The sequence below is a fragment of the Lysinibacillus fusiformis genome, assembly GCF_016925635.1.
Classification (GTDB): Bacteria; Bacillota; Bacilli; order Bacillales_A; family Planococcaceae; genus Lysinibacillus; species Lysinibacillus fusiformis_F.
In genome coordinates this window covers 3,695,659-3,710,722 of sequence record NZ_CP070490.1, presented here as the reverse complement: position 1 = coordinate 3,710,722, position 15,064 = coordinate 3,695,659, and the positions used below count along the sequence as shown (strand labels likewise).

General features: G+C 39.8%; 15 protein-coding genes and 1 pseudogene. 4 read left to right on the top strand and 12 right to left on the bottom strand.

The features are described from left to right. Positions 1–66 precede the first annotated feature (66 nt). Positions 67–1,125, bottom strand: coding sequence for a DmpA family aminopeptidase (locus JTI58_RS17975; protein WP_205442697.1), 1,059 nt, complete (start codon positions 1,123–1,125; stop codon positions 67–69). A gap of 1 nt (position 1,126) precedes the next feature. Beyond that, positions 1,127–1,825: an aspartate/glutamate racemase family protein gene (locus JTI58_RS17970; protein WP_205442695.1), complete on the bottom strand. Its 699-nt coding sequence runs from the start codon at positions 1,823–1,825 to the stop codon at positions 1,127–1,129. A gap of 225 nt (positions 1,826–2,050) precedes the next feature. Here JTI58_RS17970 and JTI58_RS17965 point away from each other — a divergent pair, with 225 nt between their 5' ends. Beyond that, positions 2,051–3,448 (top strand): alanine/glycine:cation symporter family protein, encoded by a 1,398-nt coding sequence (locus tag JTI58_RS17965; protein ID WP_205442691.1) that lies wholly within the window; start codon positions 2,051–2,053, stop codon positions 3,446–3,448. Between the two features lie 41 nt (positions 3,449–3,489). On the opposite strand, the gene JTI58_RS17960 is transcribed toward JTI58_RS17965, so the two are convergent. The 3 genes from JTI58_RS17960 to JTI58_RS17950 all read right to left on the bottom strand — a co-directional run bounded on the left by JTI58_RS17960 (position 3,490) and on the right by JTI58_RS17950 (position 8,274). Then, positions 3,490–5,451: a methyl-accepting chemotaxis protein gene (locus JTI58_RS17960; protein WP_205442689.1), complete on the bottom strand. Its 1,962-nt coding sequence runs from the start codon at positions 5,449–5,451 to the stop codon at positions 3,490–3,492. 166 nt (positions 5,452–5,617) lie between these two features. Continuing rightward, entirely contained in the window at positions 5,618–7,297 is a 1,680-nt protein-coding gene (locus tag JTI58_RS17955) for a methyl-accepting chemotaxis protein (protein ID WP_205442688.1), read from the bottom strand. 155 nt (positions 7,298–7,452) lie between these two features. Beyond that, the gene (locus JTI58_RS17950; RefSeq protein WP_205442687.1) at positions 7,453–8,274 is read right to left on the bottom strand and encodes a hypothetical protein; all 822 of its coding nucleotides are present in this window, start codon (positions 8,272–8,274) and stop codon (positions 7,453–7,455) included. 95 nt (positions 8,275–8,369) lie between these two features. On the opposite strand from JTI58_RS17950, the pseudogene JTI58_RS17945 reads away from it, so the two are divergent. Further along, positions 8,370–8,919, top strand: a pseudogene (locus tag JTI58_RS17945) (delta-aminolevulinic acid dehydratase). A gap of 41 nt (positions 8,920–8,960) precedes the next feature. Here JTI58_RS17945 and JTI58_RS17940 read toward each other — a convergent pair. The 7 genes from JTI58_RS17940 to JTI58_RS17910 form a co-directional block, all read right to left on the bottom strand. After that, positions 8,961–9,497 (bottom strand): DUF1572 family protein, encoded by a 537-nt coding sequence (locus JTI58_RS17940; protein ID WP_205442686.1) that lies wholly within the window; start codon positions 9,495–9,497, stop codon positions 8,961–8,963. Positions 9,498–9,560: 63 nt separating this feature from the next. Then, positions 9,561–10,442: a hypothetical protein gene (locus tag JTI58_RS17935; RefSeq protein WP_205442685.1), complete on the bottom strand. Its 882-nt coding sequence runs from the start codon at positions 10,440–10,442 to the stop codon at positions 9,561–9,563. Continuing rightward, a complete protein-coding gene (locus tag JTI58_RS17930) occupies positions 10,435–10,950 on the bottom strand; it encodes an RNA polymerase sigma factor (protein WP_205442683.1) in 516 nt (171 codons plus the stop codon). Before JTI58_RS17930 ends, JTI58_RS17935 begins: the two co-directional genes overlap by 8 nt. Positions 10,951–11,064: 114 nt before the next feature. Beyond that, complete coding sequence (locus tag JTI58_RS17925; protein ID WP_054550847.1) at positions 11,065–11,673, bottom strand: SCO family protein; 609 nt, start codon at positions 11,671–11,673, stop codon at positions 11,065–11,067. 104 nt (positions 11,674–11,777) lie between these two features. After that, positions 11,778–11,900, bottom strand: a complete 123-nt coding sequence (locus JTI58_RS17920; protein ID WP_004229459.1) for a YvrJ family protein — start codon at positions 11,898–11,900, stop codon at positions 11,778–11,780. Between the two features lie 65 nt (positions 11,901–11,965). Beyond that, a complete protein-coding gene (locus JTI58_RS17915; protein ID WP_205442682.1) occupies positions 11,966–12,190 on the bottom strand; it encodes a DUF2922 domain-containing protein in 225 nt (74 codons plus the stop codon). A 14-nt stretch (positions 12,191–12,204) separates the two neighbouring features. Beyond that, positions 12,205–12,420, bottom strand: coding sequence for a DUF1659 domain-containing protein (locus JTI58_RS17910; RefSeq protein WP_205442680.1), 216 nt, complete (start codon positions 12,418–12,420; stop codon positions 12,205–12,207). A 121-nt stretch (positions 12,421–12,541) separates the two neighbouring features. On the opposite strand from JTI58_RS17910, the gene JTI58_RS17905 reads away from it, so the two are divergent. Together JTI58_RS17905 and JTI58_RS17900 are read left to right on the top strand one after the other, a co-directional pair. Then, positions 12,542–12,970, top strand: coding sequence for a DUF2621 domain-containing protein (locus tag JTI58_RS17905; RefSeq protein ID WP_205447381.1), 429 nt, complete (start codon positions 12,542–12,544; stop codon positions 12,968–12,970). Between the two features lie 541 nt (positions 12,971–13,511). Next, entirely contained in the window at positions 13,512–14,678 is a 1,167-nt protein-coding gene (locus JTI58_RS17900) for an IS256 family transposase (protein WP_066037801.1), read from the top strand. Positions 14,679–15,064 lie beyond the last annotated feature (386 nt).

Sequence of the window (15,064 nt, the reverse complement as noted above, 5' to 3'; positions counted from 1 at the left end):
CGAATCCTGTTTGGTGGCATAAAAAAAGCCATTGAAACACGAATATTGTCTCAATAGCTCTTTCTATTATGCCTGATGAAATGAGTATGCTTCCACCGTATGACCATTGCGACCAATTGTTGTCTGTGCCCGAGACAACGAATTAAGTATCGCTTCCTCTGTCGCTTCAGCAGCGGCTGTAAACAATTGATTCATGATAGGATGATCCTCACGTAGCTGTGTTCTTGTCTCAACAAGCTGATCAGCGGTATGAGGAATACAATGTGCCGTCGTGAAGCCAATCACAATATCGCCACTACCATGTGAAAAATGACTGCCTGTCCGTCCTAAACCGATACCACAACGTTTAATGACGCGTGTCAATTGTCGGCTACTCAATGGGGCATCTGTCGCAAGGACAATGATAATGGAGCCATCTGTTGGTGATAAGCTTGATTGGTTTTGAGCAGTTGCAATTTTGTAACGCTCGGCTAAAAACTCTGCGCTTTGTCCGAAATTACTAAGAACTAGGCAGCCTACTGTATAGTTGACTTCATTTGATTGTGCTTTGACGATGCGAGAGGAGGAACCAATTCCTCCTTTATAGCCGAAGCACATCATGCCCTTCCCTGCTCCAACAGCGCCTTCCTGTGCCATCTGTGTAGAGGCTTGACGAATGGCTTCTATGGCATGAGCAGGTGTCACTGGACAAGCTCGAATCGAATTGAGATAACTATCATTACATTCACCCACAACGAGGTTAATGGTTCCCGTTGTTAGTCCAATGTCTTCATTTCGGTCAAGCATATAGCTTAATGTTCCTTGGGTAACAGCTGGTACGCCAAAAGTATTGGTTAACATGATAGGCGATTCCAGTACACCTAGCTCATTCACCTGCACAAGTCCCGTTGTTTTCCCAAAGCCATTTAGCACATAGCTTGCCGCCGTTACCTTTTGCTGAAATACATTACCACCATGCGGTACAATGGCTGTGACGCCTGTACACGCATAGGCTCCATTCTGATCTAATGGCTCATCCAATGTAACATGTCCCACTCGGACTCCTACTACATCGGTGATGCAGTTTTTCTGTCCAACTGGTAACACGCCAATTTCAATGCCCAATTGTCTTACCTTTCCCTGCATATTATGCCTCCTCCTGAATCGCCATTAACACAGCAGCCTGTGCATGGATAGCTGTTGTATCAAATACTGGAATGCTGACATCCTCCTGCTGAATCAGTAAGCCAATCTCCGTACAGCCCAGAATCACCCCTTGTGCACCCGCTTGTACAAGCTCCTCGATCACTTGGATATAGTACGCTTTAGAGGCTGGTACAATAGTGCCGAGACACAATTCATCATATATAATTCGGTTTACTTCCATTCGTTTGATGCTATCTGGCACAATGACCTCAATATCAAAGCTCTCTACTCTCGCCTTATAAAAGGCTTGCTCCATTGTATATTTTGTGCCAAGAAGCGCTATTTTCTGGTATCCCGCTTCTTTAATTTGACTAGCTGTAGCATCTGCAATATGTAAAATAGGAATGGTAATGGCAGTCTCGATAACATCAATGACCTTATGCATCGTATTGGTACAAATGATGACTAAGTCTGCCCCTGCACGCTCAAGTGCTTGCGCTGCTTGTGCTAGCACCTCGCCTGCTTTGTCCCATTCTCCGTTAGCTTGCAAGTGCTCAATTTGCTGGAAATCTACACTATACAAAATACATTTCGCAGAGTGCAAGCCCCCTAATCTATGTTTCACCTGTTCATTGATCAGTCTGTAATATTCAGCAGATGATTCCCAGCTCATCCCACCAATTAAGCCGATTGTTTTCATGACAACAACACTCCTTTTTTCTATTATTATACGCCTATCTCGCACCGAAATAAGAGAATTTTCCAAAAGTAATATTTAAGGCTTGAAAAATAGTAGATAAAAAGATTTTTCACAATTAAAAAATTACAAATCTCAAAATTTTATTATAATTCATTATTTTAGAAAAGTTGATTTTTTATAAAAAACCAGTGTAGACTAAAGCGTATTGTGAAAGGAGGACAACTTATGGAATGGATCTCAACGATAGTAGATAGCGGAAATAATATTTTATGGACATACATCCTCATTATCTTACTTTTAACAGCAGGACTATATTTTTCATTCGGTACGAAGTTTGTACAAATTCGTCTTTTTCCTGAAATGTTTCGTTTAATTGTAGAAAAAAGAGAGGGCGATTCGGGGGTTTCTCCGTTCCAGGCCTTTACCATTAGTGCTGCTTCACGTGTCGGCACAGGGAATATTACAGGTGTAGCCTTAGCCATTGGTGTAGGTGGACCTGGTGCAGTATTTTGGATGTGGATGATTGCGATTTTAGGGATGGCCACTGCCTTCATTGAAAGTACCTTAGCACAAGTGTACAAAGTAAAGGATGGCGATACGTTTCGTGGTGGTCCTGCCTACTATATGGAGAAGGCGTTAGGTCAACGAAAGCTTGGTATTATTTTTAGTATTTTATTAACATTAAGCTTTGGCTTTATTTTTAATGCTGTGCAGGCCAACACCATTGCCACTTCAGTTGGCGAAGCCTTCGATGTAAGTCCTAAGATCATCGGGGCGATACTTGTTATTTTAACAGCCTTCATTATTTTTGGTGGTGTCCATCGAATTGTAAAGGTGACACAAATTCTTGTACCTGTTATGGCCATCTTCTATTTACTTGTAGCCCTTTTTGTGGTGGTGACCAATTTATCGGAAATCCCGCATGTTTTTTCATTAATTTTCACTCATGCATTTGGCCTACAGGAAGCTGCTGGTGGCGCAATTGGGGCAGCAATTATGCAGGGCGTACGTCGCGGTTTATTTTCCAATGAAGCAGGGATGGGGAGTGTGCCGAATGCTGCGGCGACTGCTAATACCTCACATCCTGCTAAACAAGGACTTGTACAAAGCTTAGGTGTCTTTTTTGATACGATTATGATTTGTACAGCCACAGCCTTTATTATTATTTTAGCTGGGTTATATGATAAGGGTGAAAGTGATGGCATTATTTTGACGCAACATTCTTTAGCTGTTCATGTTGGTGATTGGGCTCCTTATTTTATTGCCATCTCCATCATTTTCTTTGCTTTTAGTTCGATCATTGGTAATTATTATTATGGTGAATCCAATATTGAATTTATGGACGCACATAAAGTTTGGATGTTTAGCTATCGTATTTTAGTGCTGTTTATGGTCATGCTTGGCTCCGTCGCACAAGTACAGCTTGTATGGAACCTTGCTGACCTCTTTATGGGGCTGATGGCGCTCATCAATATCGCCATCATTATGATTCTCGGTAAAATTGCCTTCCTTGTGCTAGACGACTTTACAGAGCAACGAAGAGCAGGCAAAAACCCTGTCTTTTATGCAAAATCAATTCCAACCTTAAAAAATACAGACTGTTGGGAAGAAGAAGATCGATAAAACAACTAACGCCACTCCGAAAATTGGAGTGGCGTTGTGCGTTAATATTTAAACTGACTAATCAGCAGCTTTAATTCATCGGCCATATGTGCGAGTGCTTGCGCAGAGGCATTGATTTCCTCCATTGAGGCTAATTGCTCCTCTGTTGAAGCTGCTACATCCTCAGACGCCGCTGCATTGCCCTTCGCGGAGAATGCCAAATCTTCAGTTACTGCTGCTACCTCCTGAACTCCTGCTGACATTTGCTCAGAGGCAGAAGATACCTCCTCCATTTTCGGGGTAATTTCATTCATACTTGTCATAATGACTTGGAATTTCGCAATGGCTTCATCGGAAATATGCAAACCACTTTGCACATCCTCTGTAACCTTCGCCATAATACTGACAGATTGCTCCGTTTCTTGCTGAATACCTCGGATAAGCTCAAATATTTGTTTGGCTGATTCCTGTGATTGCTCTGCTAGCTTGCGCACTTCGTCTGCCACGACTGCAAAGCCTTTCCCATGTTCACCCGCTCTTGCTGCCTCAATGGCTGCATTTAGGGCCAGTAAATTGGTTTGATCTGCAATGCTTGTAATCACATCTAAAATAGATGTAATTTGCTGAGAACGTTCATGCAACGTCTGGATTTTCGCATTGGAATCTGCTACGGATAAATGAATGGATTGCATTTGATCCTTCGTATTTTGCACAGCTTGTCCTCCCTCGTCCGCCTGTAATGTGGCGTGCTGTGAAAGGTCTGTCACAGCAGAGGAGATTTCTGCAATATGCAGAATGGCAGTAGCAAGCTCATGTAATGAAGCTGCATTTTTATTGGCACTAATCGTTTGAGAATCAGCGCTTGTGGCAACATCCTGAATGGAAATCGCCACTTTTTCTGTTGCAATGCTAGTTTGATTGGCATTGGCGGTTAGCTCTTCTGCTGAAGAAGCAACCTCCTCTGCGTTTTGTTCGATTTTTTGAATCAGTGTCCGTAAGCTTTCTTGCATATCATTAAAGGCTTGGCCTAATTGACCAATCTCATCTTTCGACGTAATTGTCACCATTTCCGTGAGGTCACCTTTGCTGATTGTGACAGCACTATCCTTTAGGGCTTTAATGGGTTTAATGACAGCCTTCATTACAAAATAAAAGATGATGGTACTGATGATAATTGCAGCTATGAGGACAAGAATTGTATGATATAGGATCGAGGAAGCGGACTCATCAATTTCTTTAGCAAAAATTGTTCCTGTTATTTTCCAATTCGTCAGTTCATTTGTCGTATAGAATAATAGACGATCATCGCCATTAAAGACATACTCATACGTACCTGATGGACTTTCGTACATTTTATCAAGGAAGCTTTCTTTCAGCTCCCCTCCCGCTTCAAGGGTAGGATGTGAAATGACCATCTTGTCTTCTCCAAAAATAGAAGGATAACCATTTTTTCCGATGCGAATAGAATCTGCAATTTTTTGAAGATCGGTTAACTTAATATCAATTGCCACAACCCCAGCATGATCTTTCGTCTGCTTGGCAACTGTTACCACCATATCACCCGTTCCTGCATCCTTGTAAGGGTTGGTAATCAAGGTTTCTCCTTTTAAAGCTGTCGCCTCTTTATACCAATCTCGATCTAATGGATTATAGTCTGCACCATTTAATTTTGGCTCCTGTGTAAAGCGTCCGTCATTCATGCCAATATAAACACTTAACACATCAGCATTCAGCTTTGTATATTGCTGGAATTTAGACACCATCGATGCTTGTGCTTCTTCATATTGTCGCGCATCTATTTCACTACTGAACACATTGATGTCACTCATTTTCTCACTAATCGTTTTGTCAATGAGCTTATTTAAAATGCCTACACTTTCATTGGCACTAAATAAGATTTCTTCTTCAATCGAGTCTTTTGCAGATAAATAAGACAAACTCCCAACAGATATGACAGGGATAAGTAATACTAGCGCAAATAGCGTATAAAGCTTGCCCTTAAAACTGCTAAATAGTTTCTTCATATATCAATCTCCTTTTTATTTCTCTCCCTCTCTTTATCTGCTTAACATTTCTCCCAAAGCTTTTATCGGATGAAAAAAATTTTTTCCAACATTTTTACGATTTTCATATTATTCAGGCTTTATCGACAAATAAAAACCCCTGTAACGAGACAGGGGTCAGTTGAATTTAGTATTTAAACGACTGGATGGATTCTTGCAGGTCTATCGCCATTTTTGCTAGATGGGTAGAGGCTGCTGCTACCTCCTCCATAGCCGCATTTTGCTCCTCTGAAGAGGCTGCAACACTTTGCACATGGTGGCTTGATTTCATCGACACTTCACTAATATAGTCGATTTCTTGCACTAACTTTTCAATATCATGATGGATTGTTCGAATGGCTGCAGTTACTAATTCGGTCTGTGCTTGTACATCATTAATCGCATCATCAATTTGTATAAAATTATCTCTTGCCACATTGACCTTTTCACGACCTACATGGACAGAATCATTACTGTTGACCATATCTTCTTCGATAATTCTCGTGCTATCGGTGATTTGGGCCACTACTTTTTCTATATCGACGGCAGCAAGATTCGACTCATCTGCTAGCTTGCGGACTTCCTCTGCCACAACCGCAAAGCCTTTTCCATGCTCCCCGCTTCTTGCTGCTTCAATAGAGGCATTGATTGCCAGTAAATTGGTCTGTGTTGCAATACTCTTAATGACATTTACCGCTGATACAATCGCCGCCGTATTGTCATCTAAATCTTGCACCCGTGTGTTAAGCTCACTTGTATTGGCAGAGATTTCATTCATTTGCGCTGTAACATCATGCACAGAAGAACGACCTGTATTTGCCATATTTTTCGTGTCGACTGTTGCCTGATTCACGCTTTGTATGCTTGCAGAAATATCATTCATTTTCTTCAAAATATGGGCAGATAAATTTCGTACATCCCCTGTTAAAGTATCCTGCTGATCAATACCTTGCGCAATATCATGAATAGATTCTGTTACCACCTCTGTCGCCTGAGTAACCTCCATGCTGCTTGCCGTTAGCTGTTCCGATGTCGCGGCTACTTGCTCGGAGGAGTTTCCGACTTGTTTCATCATCAGCCGAAGTTTCTCTGACATACTATTGAAGGAATCGGCTAAATGTGCAAACTCATCCTTCGTTTTAAATTGTAAATGCGTATGCAAATTACCTTCTGAAAACTTATCCATTTCTACCACTGTTTGTTGAATATTTTTTGCGATTCGTCTACCAAATATTGTCGCAATGATGATACTTATAAAAAGAGATATAGCTGCTAGAGTCATAATTTCGATGCCACTTTTTTCTCCTTTTTGCTTGGTAGCTTCAATATGTGCTAGCATGTCTTCCTGTTGAGCCGTTGCCATCGTCTTTCCAAAGACAACCAATTTCTGAGAGCCTTCTCCTAGAATCGGTAAAGCCATTTGTTGTGCTTGTTGGTGATCTCCACGTTGATAAAGTGGCACAATCTGCTCATCTATGGCCTTTTCCCAATCGGCAAGCTGCAATAAAAATTGGTCAAAATCTTGATTGCTATCGCCTATTTCTTGAAGTCGATTAATTGACGTATGTAAGGTATTGCGGATTTCATGATGATTGTTGAGCATTTCTTCCTTGCCATATAACATATACCCACGAATAGCTGCATTCGCTCGTACAGTTTGGAACGAGATATCTTGATATAAATGAATTAATTCCGTATTGTCTTCGATTTCTGCTAATGTCTGATTATTATTATTCAAGTAGTACATAGCAATGCCTGAAATAAGCAGTAAAAAGATGAGGACAATACCAAAAGCAATTTGCAATTTCCGTTCCACAGTTAGTCTCATATGATTCCCTCTATTCTTCTATAATCCACTTGAGTATAGCCTACCTGAATCTATTAGCCTATAAAATCTATGCCTCTCCTCATAAACTATCGCTAAAATTTAACAATAATGAGAACTTCGCCTCCAATCTATTGACAATAATATCCACTATTTCGCTAGTTGAAATAGGAAGAAATCATTTTAAAACCGTAAAGATAACACCAAAAGAGCGGAAGAAGCAGGAGCATTTTCAGAAAATGACCTCTTTTTTCTAAAAACTCCCGAATGCCTGAAGTCAGCATAATCGCACTCAGTAATAGTAAGCTATGCTGAGCCCCATAAATCTGCAAAGAGAATGTGATGACCAAAGGCAAGATGGCTGGATAAATAGAATCTGCTAGTGATCGCTTGCCCTTCAGATTGGTGGGAATGCTTTCTTTCTCTGTAGATTTAGCACCTGTTAGTTTCTTTGCAAGCATAAGGACAAGACTAAAAAATATAATCGTATAAACAATAAATAATAGCCATGGCATTGCGCTTTCCTCATTCAACAAACGAAAATAATCCACAGCTTCTTGTGCTTGGAGCTCATAATACTGTTTCGTCTTCTGATCCATTAGGAAGCATCGTTCATCCTCGACTATTACTTTCAAGGCCGTTTCCTTGCCATTATGGAAGCGTATGTATAAATCACTTACTGAAGAATTGTTGGCTGGTCGACTGCTAGGGTCCTTCTTCGTCTGTAAAACTTGCTGAAGGCGATCTAAATCTTTCACCTCATAGCGATCGACATAGAACACTTGCTTTAATGGATACAAATGTTGCTCTTTGCCATTACTCCCAGATAAATACCAAGCCTCTTCAATGGATTGAATGGGACTATGCTGCAGTGGTACTAGCTCCTCCCGTTGCCTTTCATTATAAATGAAGAGTAGTAGTGTGCTTAAACTAAGGATAATGCCTAGTATAAGTGTATAAATATAGCCTCCCTTGTGCATGCTTTCACCTCCTTTGTCATATATAGTAATTATTGTAATATACGGTTTACTCCCCCAATAAGTTTCAACTCTACTTAAAATAGAGGGGATGAAGTATGAGTAGACCAGAATTATACGTACATTTAGTAGTCGGTCCTGATTGTGATTTTGAATCCATGGCCATTCGAGCGGCACTGGAATCCTTTGGTGCAAGAGTGACCCTTGATTTAATTGGCAGACCAAATGATTTAATTGACATTTTATCTGGAAATAATCTTCCTCACAAAATGGATTATTTGCTATTGAATTTTCACGGCGATGAGGGACGATTTTGTCTGCCTGAGCTAGGAGAAGAGGTATATGAAGAAAATGAACCAAGACGTATCTTTTTTGAAGGATGTCTTAACCTATTGTCAGCTACAGGATGTCAAGGTCATTGCGGCAGGCTGTACATTAGGTTGGCAGCAGCTAGCGACAGCCTTTTTAGAGAGTAGCTGTCATTCCTACTTAGCACCTGATGATGATATAGAGGGTAACGCCAATCTCATGTTTCTGATTCGCTTTTTCTATGAGATAATCACAAATCATAGAAATCAGCAGAAAGCGTTTGAACTCGCTCAAGCGATCGATACCGAAACAGCCATTTACAAGCTGTATTTTGCATAAAAAAGATCGTAGCCCCTACTACTGGCTACGATCTTTCTTCATTAATGTTGATGTTTGTCTAGCATGGCTTCCGTAAAAGCCTGTGACTGTCCTTTAGGAATACTGAGTGTTTGCCAATCAGTGCCCTTTACCTGTTTCGCGATATAAATGATTTGACCGACGTGCTGTGCATAATGCGCCATTTGTCTTTCAATGGCATCAATGACCGCTAGCCGCTCCCCTCTAATCGTGACATCCCCCTGCAAATCAGATTCTGTTAAACTCGCCAAGGCCTCTAAAAATACTTGCCAGCCCTTGTCCCACGCTGAAATGATCGCTTCTTTGCTGTGAAGACTATCCTCAAATTCATCATCTCGATTTCTCGTAGGCTTTTCTCCATCTGTCGTTAAAAAATCGGTCCAGCGGGAAATCATATTCCCACTTACATGCTTCACAATCACTGCGATACTATTGGATTCTTCGTTATATGCCCAGTGCAGTTGTGCCTCTTCTAATTGGGCAAGCGCTTTATCCCCTAGCTCTTTCACACTTTGAAATCTTTTCTGGACAACTTGTAAATAGGTTTGCGCAATCGTCATAGCCAAATCTCCATCCCCTCTTTTCTATCATTCTATAATAGGTCAAAGCGAATGTCTCATTAATTAATCGTTAACAATAAAATCTCTTGCAAGGATCGCCATTTTTTCTTGAACCTCCTGTGGGTCCCCATCTAATTGATACCCGATATGATAGACATAGCCGTTATAGTAAGAAAAAAACTCATTGGCTCTAGTCGTCATTTGAAAGATTCGCTTATCCGCTTCATCGTAATTATAATAAGTATATACATAACCTCGCTCTGGTGACATCTCCCGATAATACAGAGGATTCATAAAATTTAAGCCTATATTCGAAACTTTCATCCCTAGCGTTTCCTCCATATTTTTGGACTTCACATAGCTCGCTAAGGGATTATACTTTACATTTGTCACGGTAAAATTAATAAATTGTAAATCCACCCCCGTGGAGGATTTTTCTTTATAGCTAAATTGAAATTGCGTTTGTTTGCTACCATCCTCCATTTTTGCTGATACCGCATAGACCTCCTGAATATTTGGTTGAAATGGCAAATTCTCAGGTTCAATGAGATGAACGACGTCCTCCAGCGATGTTGCTACTGATTGCATTGCCTCTAAACCTTGAAGTGGTGCATAATATTGGATATGTTTTGCCTGACTTAAATAATTAGCAAGTGGAAGAAAATTACTGAATGCTGTGTCTTTTCCCTCCACCTCTGTTTGAAATAAATCCGTGAATGTAGATGTTTCCCCTTCATCCTGTGTCGCCAGCTCATCCACCGGTTTTGCGGCTTGCCAGGCAATGAAAAATAAAATAGAGCAGGTAATCATCATCGTAACAGCACGATATGTCCACTTCGACTTGGACATTGTAGGCTCTTGCTGAATCTGCTGTCGAACCTTTTGAATGATTGCCTCTTTATGTGCTGAAACATCTTGTAGTACCTGCATTGTATGCTTATCCATGGAAAAGCACCTCCCACTCAATATGTTGTAACTCTCCTTTTAATAGCTCCTTTCCTTTCTTTAAGCGTGATTTCACAGTACCTTCGGGAATCGCAAGTAGCTCCGCAATCTCTTTAATCGTCATCTCCTCCAAGTAAAAATAGACAATCGCTTCTCGTTGCTTAAGAGGTAAGCTTAAAATAGCATCATCTAACAGAGCTTGTTCATCTTGACGAATTAGTGTGTCCTGCAAAGTTGATTTTTGTTTGGTAAAAAACTTATGCTGCAATGTAATTTTCCTGTATGTCCAGCTTTTTAAGTAATCCTTGCATTTATTGATTGTCATGCGAGCTAAGTACGCCTTCATCTCTCCTCGTTCCTCATAGTGTTTTTGATGATAGAACTTAATAAAAACATCCTGCACAATATCCTCGGCTATTTGTAAATCCTTTGTATAGTAATAAGCAATTCGAAACAATTGCTCCGTATGTATAGCCATTAGCTGCTCTAATTTTTCATTATCAGACATGCCTTCTCCCTCCTTCTACACTATAAACGACTCTCAACCAGAAAAAGATTATTTTTCCAAATAGAAAAGCGCATAAAAAACCGCCTCAACCATTTGAGACGGTTTATTGTTACTTTATAAATTTTCATCAATATATGTTTCAATATCAGATGCTATCGTATCAATCGGTACATCTTCAATATTTTCAGCATAGCCATTATACATTTTGACGAGTACACCATCTTTATCGACTAAGAAAAATTGATTACCATGAATGACTTGGTCACTGTTAGGGTCGTTTTTCACTAAAATCTTTGTATTTTTTACCGCAAATTGTTCGATATATTTCTGTGAATACCCTGTCAGAAGGTTCCATTTAGATTCATCTGGAACATTGTATTTACTAAGATAATCCGCTAACACATCTGGCTGATCAACATCTGGATCTACCGAGAAGGCAACGATATTATAGTCCTCTACGCCTTTTTTCTGAAGCTTTTCTTGGACTTGAGCCATGTTTAATGACATGGGCGGGCAAATAGACACACAGTTTGTGAAAATATACATGCCAATCCAAGGCTTACCTTTTAAGCTTTCAAGTGAAACCGTTTCACCACGTTGATTAACATGTTCAAAATCGGGTATTTCCAGACTATAATCTGCTTTAAATTTTGAATTTCCACATGCGCCTAGCACAGATGCACAGGCTAAAAGCAACACTAGCCCTATTAATTTACGTTTCATGTCAACACTCTCCCTAACCTACACTATCCCCATCCTAACGTAGGTTGTAAGCGTTGACAAGAACTTCTAAGTGACAGCTTTCGTACATCTTTGTGAAATCCATTTCATTTTAATGAAACGAGTGCAGCATGAATCGCATCAAGCTTTACTTCGACGCGGTGCAATAAATAAAATGACACCAAAATCGGAAAACCGATATCGGATATCATGTTCAACCACTGTTCCATTCGTCTCCTCCTCTCTTACGCTAAAAATGGTCTTTGCACTGCTCATTGCAAAGACCATTTTTGAATTATTCTGTTGCTACTTCAAATTCTGTTACTTGACGATCTACAATACGGGCTCCCTTGATGGCTGACAGAGCAGCACCTTGCCCAGTAAAAACATTTTTAGCCATGATTGTTGCCATTGCCTGCTGAATTTCAGTCACTGTGATATTCGGCTTGGGTGCATCAATCGAAAGGGTTGTCGTTTTCCCATCAGTTGTTGCAAATTGTAACTCTAGAACTTGTGTCATTCTGTAATCCCTCCTTAAGATAAATCGTGTGTTTCCTGTTTCGCAATGCCAGCCAGTGACTGTGATGAAAGACTAGCAATGGCATGAGCAACAGCTAGCAAATCGTCCGCGCTATGTGTGTTGTTCACATTTCGATACGATTTCGTTGTGAACGTAGGCTCATTGTTCTCATCATAGCCATCCACATACTTGAGACGCAGTGTAGCATTTACAAAGTTAACGTTAGCCATCAAGCATCACCTCCCTTCTGCACACTATATAATGGCGAATTGCTAAAAAAGGGACATTAAGGATGAATTTTTTTTCGGAAGCTTTTATAATAGAGTGAGAGAAGGCAAAGAGGTGAACGATTTGTTACAAGGTTGGTTTTTATGGTTTATTTTATTTTGGGTTGTCGTCCTCATTTCATTGATGGCTATTGGCGGATTCTTCATGTTCCGCAAATTCCTTAAGGCACTCCCAAAGCAGGATGGAAAATCAGATTTAGATTGGCAAGAATATTATTTAGATAAAACCGTTCACTTGTGGGGACAAGCTGAAAAAGATTTACTCTATGAACTCGTAAGCCCTGTCCCAGAGCTTTTTAGACAAGTGGCTAAGGAAAAAATAGCAGGAAAAATTGGCGAGCTTGCATTAGAGGAAAAAGCAGCAGCCATTAACAATGACCTCATTATTCGCGGCTATATCCAAGCAACACCAAAACGCGACCACAAATTTTTACGCAAAAAATTAGAGCAAATGCAAATTGACATCTCCCCCTATGAGCATTTATTCGAATAAGTACACGCTGCACAAAGGTTTGTGCAGCGTTTTTACGTAGCTTCGGAATGCTATCGATCGTTGTTGGGCGTTATAACCAGTGTTTTTGAGATGCTATCCTTTATTTTTGCTAAGTTTATCCTCTACATTTGGATTTCTATCCACGCTGTGCTGCTCTATCCTCTACATTTGAGGTTCTATCCGCTACTTTTTATATGCTATCCTCCACTTTGCTAGTTTTATCCTCTACATTTGAACTTCTATCCACGCTTTGTTGTTCTATCCGCTACTTTTATGATGCTATCCTCCACTTTACTAGTTTTATCCTTTAAATTTAAATTTCTATCCATATTTCACTTTTCTATCCTCCACTTCTGAGGTTCTATCCGCTACTTTTTAGATGTTATCCTCCACTTTGCTAGTTTTATCCTCTACATTTGAATTTCTATCCACACTTTAGATTAAGTCCATATAATTGTGTAAAAAGAAAAGGGGTCATTTTCTCTCCTCTTGGTTAGAATGTTTTCAACCACGAACACATTTTAAGAGAGGTAGATTAAAAATGACCCAGTTACAGTTTAACCTAGACATGGATCTTTTAAAAGATTCCGTTATGAATTCCACTATTGATGCTGTTGTAAAGTCAGCTATTATTTTAGTCTTAAATGAATTTATGGAAAAAGAAAGAGATGCCTTCCTTCATGCATCTGCCTATGAACGTTCTAATGAGCGTCGTGATTACCGTAATGGGTACTATGAACGTGAACTGACTATGAGTATTGGTAAGATAAAACTAAAAGTTCCTAGAACGCGTCATGGTGAATTTTCTCCTACTGTTTTTGACAAGTATGCACGTTGTGATCAGGCATTTGTTCTTTCTATGCTGGAGATGGTTATTAATGGCGTCTCTACACGAAAAGTCACACATATTGTAGAACAACTTTGCGGCGAATCCGTTTCTAAATCTTTTGTTTCTTCACTCACACAGAAACTGGATCCGATCGTGAACGAATGGGCAAATCGTCCATTAAACACCATGTATTATCCTTTTGTTTTTGTAGATGCCATGTACATAAAAGTACGTGAACATCAACGTGTCGTATCAAAAGCTGTTTATATCGCTACGGCCATTACGGAAGAAAATAAACGCGAAATTATCGGTTTAAGTGTGGATCATGTTGAAAGTTTTGATAGTTGGAGCTCTTTTTTTAAACAACTCAAATCACGTGGACTTCAATCACCTCAACTAGTGATTTCAGATGCTCATCAAGGGCTTCAAAAAGCGATACAGCGTGAATTTATCGGCACTGCTTGGCAAAGATGTAATGTGCATTTTAAACGAAATATTATCGAGAAGCTTCCTAAAAAAGACTCCGTCGATATCCGAATGATGATGAAGCGCATTTTTGAAGCCGTAACCCTTGAAGATATTCGAAAGTTTAAGGATGAATTAATGGACCAATTTGGAAATAATCCAAAGTACGAAAAAGCTCTTACTATCTTAGATGAAGGTTTCGAAGATACCATCCAATACATGAATTATCCAGCAGATATACGCTGTCATATTCGAAGTACAAATTCACTTGAACGATTAAATCAAGAAGTGCGTAGAAGAGAAAAGGTCATACGAATCTTTCCAAATACGCAGTCTGCCTTTCGATTGGTAGGTGCTATTTTAATGCAGTATCAAGAAACGATTTACTCAAAGAAAAAAGGTTTAACCAAATAGAACAAGTATTTTTCAACGTATCTTCCATTCATGGAGTATTCCACAAGCAGTAAAGGCTATCAAAGTGAAAAGAGCCTTTGACAGCCTTTACTGCCTGTGGAGATATAAACCCATGGAAGTTACGGGCAAAAAAATGGTAGTGTTGTTAAATGGATAAACAAAATTTGGCTACACCAATCAAGAGCTATGAATAAACGCTAGGTTGAAAACTTCTGTATAGAATTTTACACAATAATTAGGACTTGACTACACTTTACTTTTCTATCCTTCACTTCTGAGGTTCTATCCGCTACTTTTATGATGTTATCCTTCACTTCGCTAGTTTTATCCTCCACATTTGGACTCCTACCCACGCTTTGCTGCTCTATCCGCTACTTTTATGATGC

Coding starts and splice junctions, on each gene's coding strand:
- JTI58_RS17975 (WP_205442697.1), bottom strand. CDS start 1,125: ATGCAGGGAAAGGTAAGACAATTGGGCATTGAAATTGGCGTGTTACCA.
- JTI58_RS17970 (WP_205442695.1), bottom strand. CDS start 1,825: ATGAAAACAATCGGCTTAATTGGTGGGATGAGCTGGGAATCATCTGCT.
- JTI58_RS17965 (WP_205442691.1), top strand. CDS start 2,051: ATGGAATGGATCTCAACGATAGTAGATAGCGGAAATAATATTTTATGG.
- JTI58_RS17960 (WP_205442689.1), bottom strand. CDS start 5,451: ATGAAGAAACTATTTAGCAGTTTTAAGGGCAAGCTTTATACGCTATTT.
- JTI58_RS17955 (WP_205442688.1), bottom strand. CDS start 7,297: ATGAGACTAACTGTGGAACGGAAATTGCAAATTGCTTTTGGTATTGTC.
- JTI58_RS17950 (WP_205442687.1), bottom strand. CDS start 8,274: ATGCACAAGGGAGGCTATATTTATACACTTATACTAGGCATTATCCTT.
- JTI58_RS17940 (WP_205442686.1), bottom strand. CDS start 9,497: ATGACGATTGCGCAAACCTATTTACAAGTTGTCCAGAAAAGATTTCAA.
- JTI58_RS17935 (WP_205442685.1), bottom strand. CDS start 10,442: ATGGATAAGCATACAATGCAGGTACTACAAGATGTTTCAGCACATAAA.
- JTI58_RS17930 (WP_205442683.1), bottom strand. CDS start 10,950: ATGTCTGATAATGAAAAATTAGAGCAGCTAATGGCTATACATACGGAG.
- JTI58_RS17925 (WP_054550847.1), bottom strand. CDS start 11,673: ATGAAACGTAAATTAATAGGGCTAGTGTTGCTTTTAGCCTGTGCATCT.
- JTI58_RS17920 (WP_004229459.1), bottom strand. CDS start 11,900: ATGGAACAGTGGTTGAACATGATATCCGATATCGGTTTTCCGATTTTG.
- JTI58_RS17915 (WP_205442682.1), bottom strand. CDS start 12,190: ATGACACAAGTTCTAGAGTTACAATTTGCAACAACTGATGGGAAAACG.
- JTI58_RS17910 (WP_205442680.1), bottom strand. CDS start 12,420: ATGGCTAACGTTAACTTTGTAAATGCTACACTGCGTCTCAAGTATGTG.
- JTI58_RS17900 (WP_066037801.1), top strand. CDS start 13,512: ATGACCCAGTTACAGTTTAACCTAGACATGGATCTTTTAAAAGATTCC.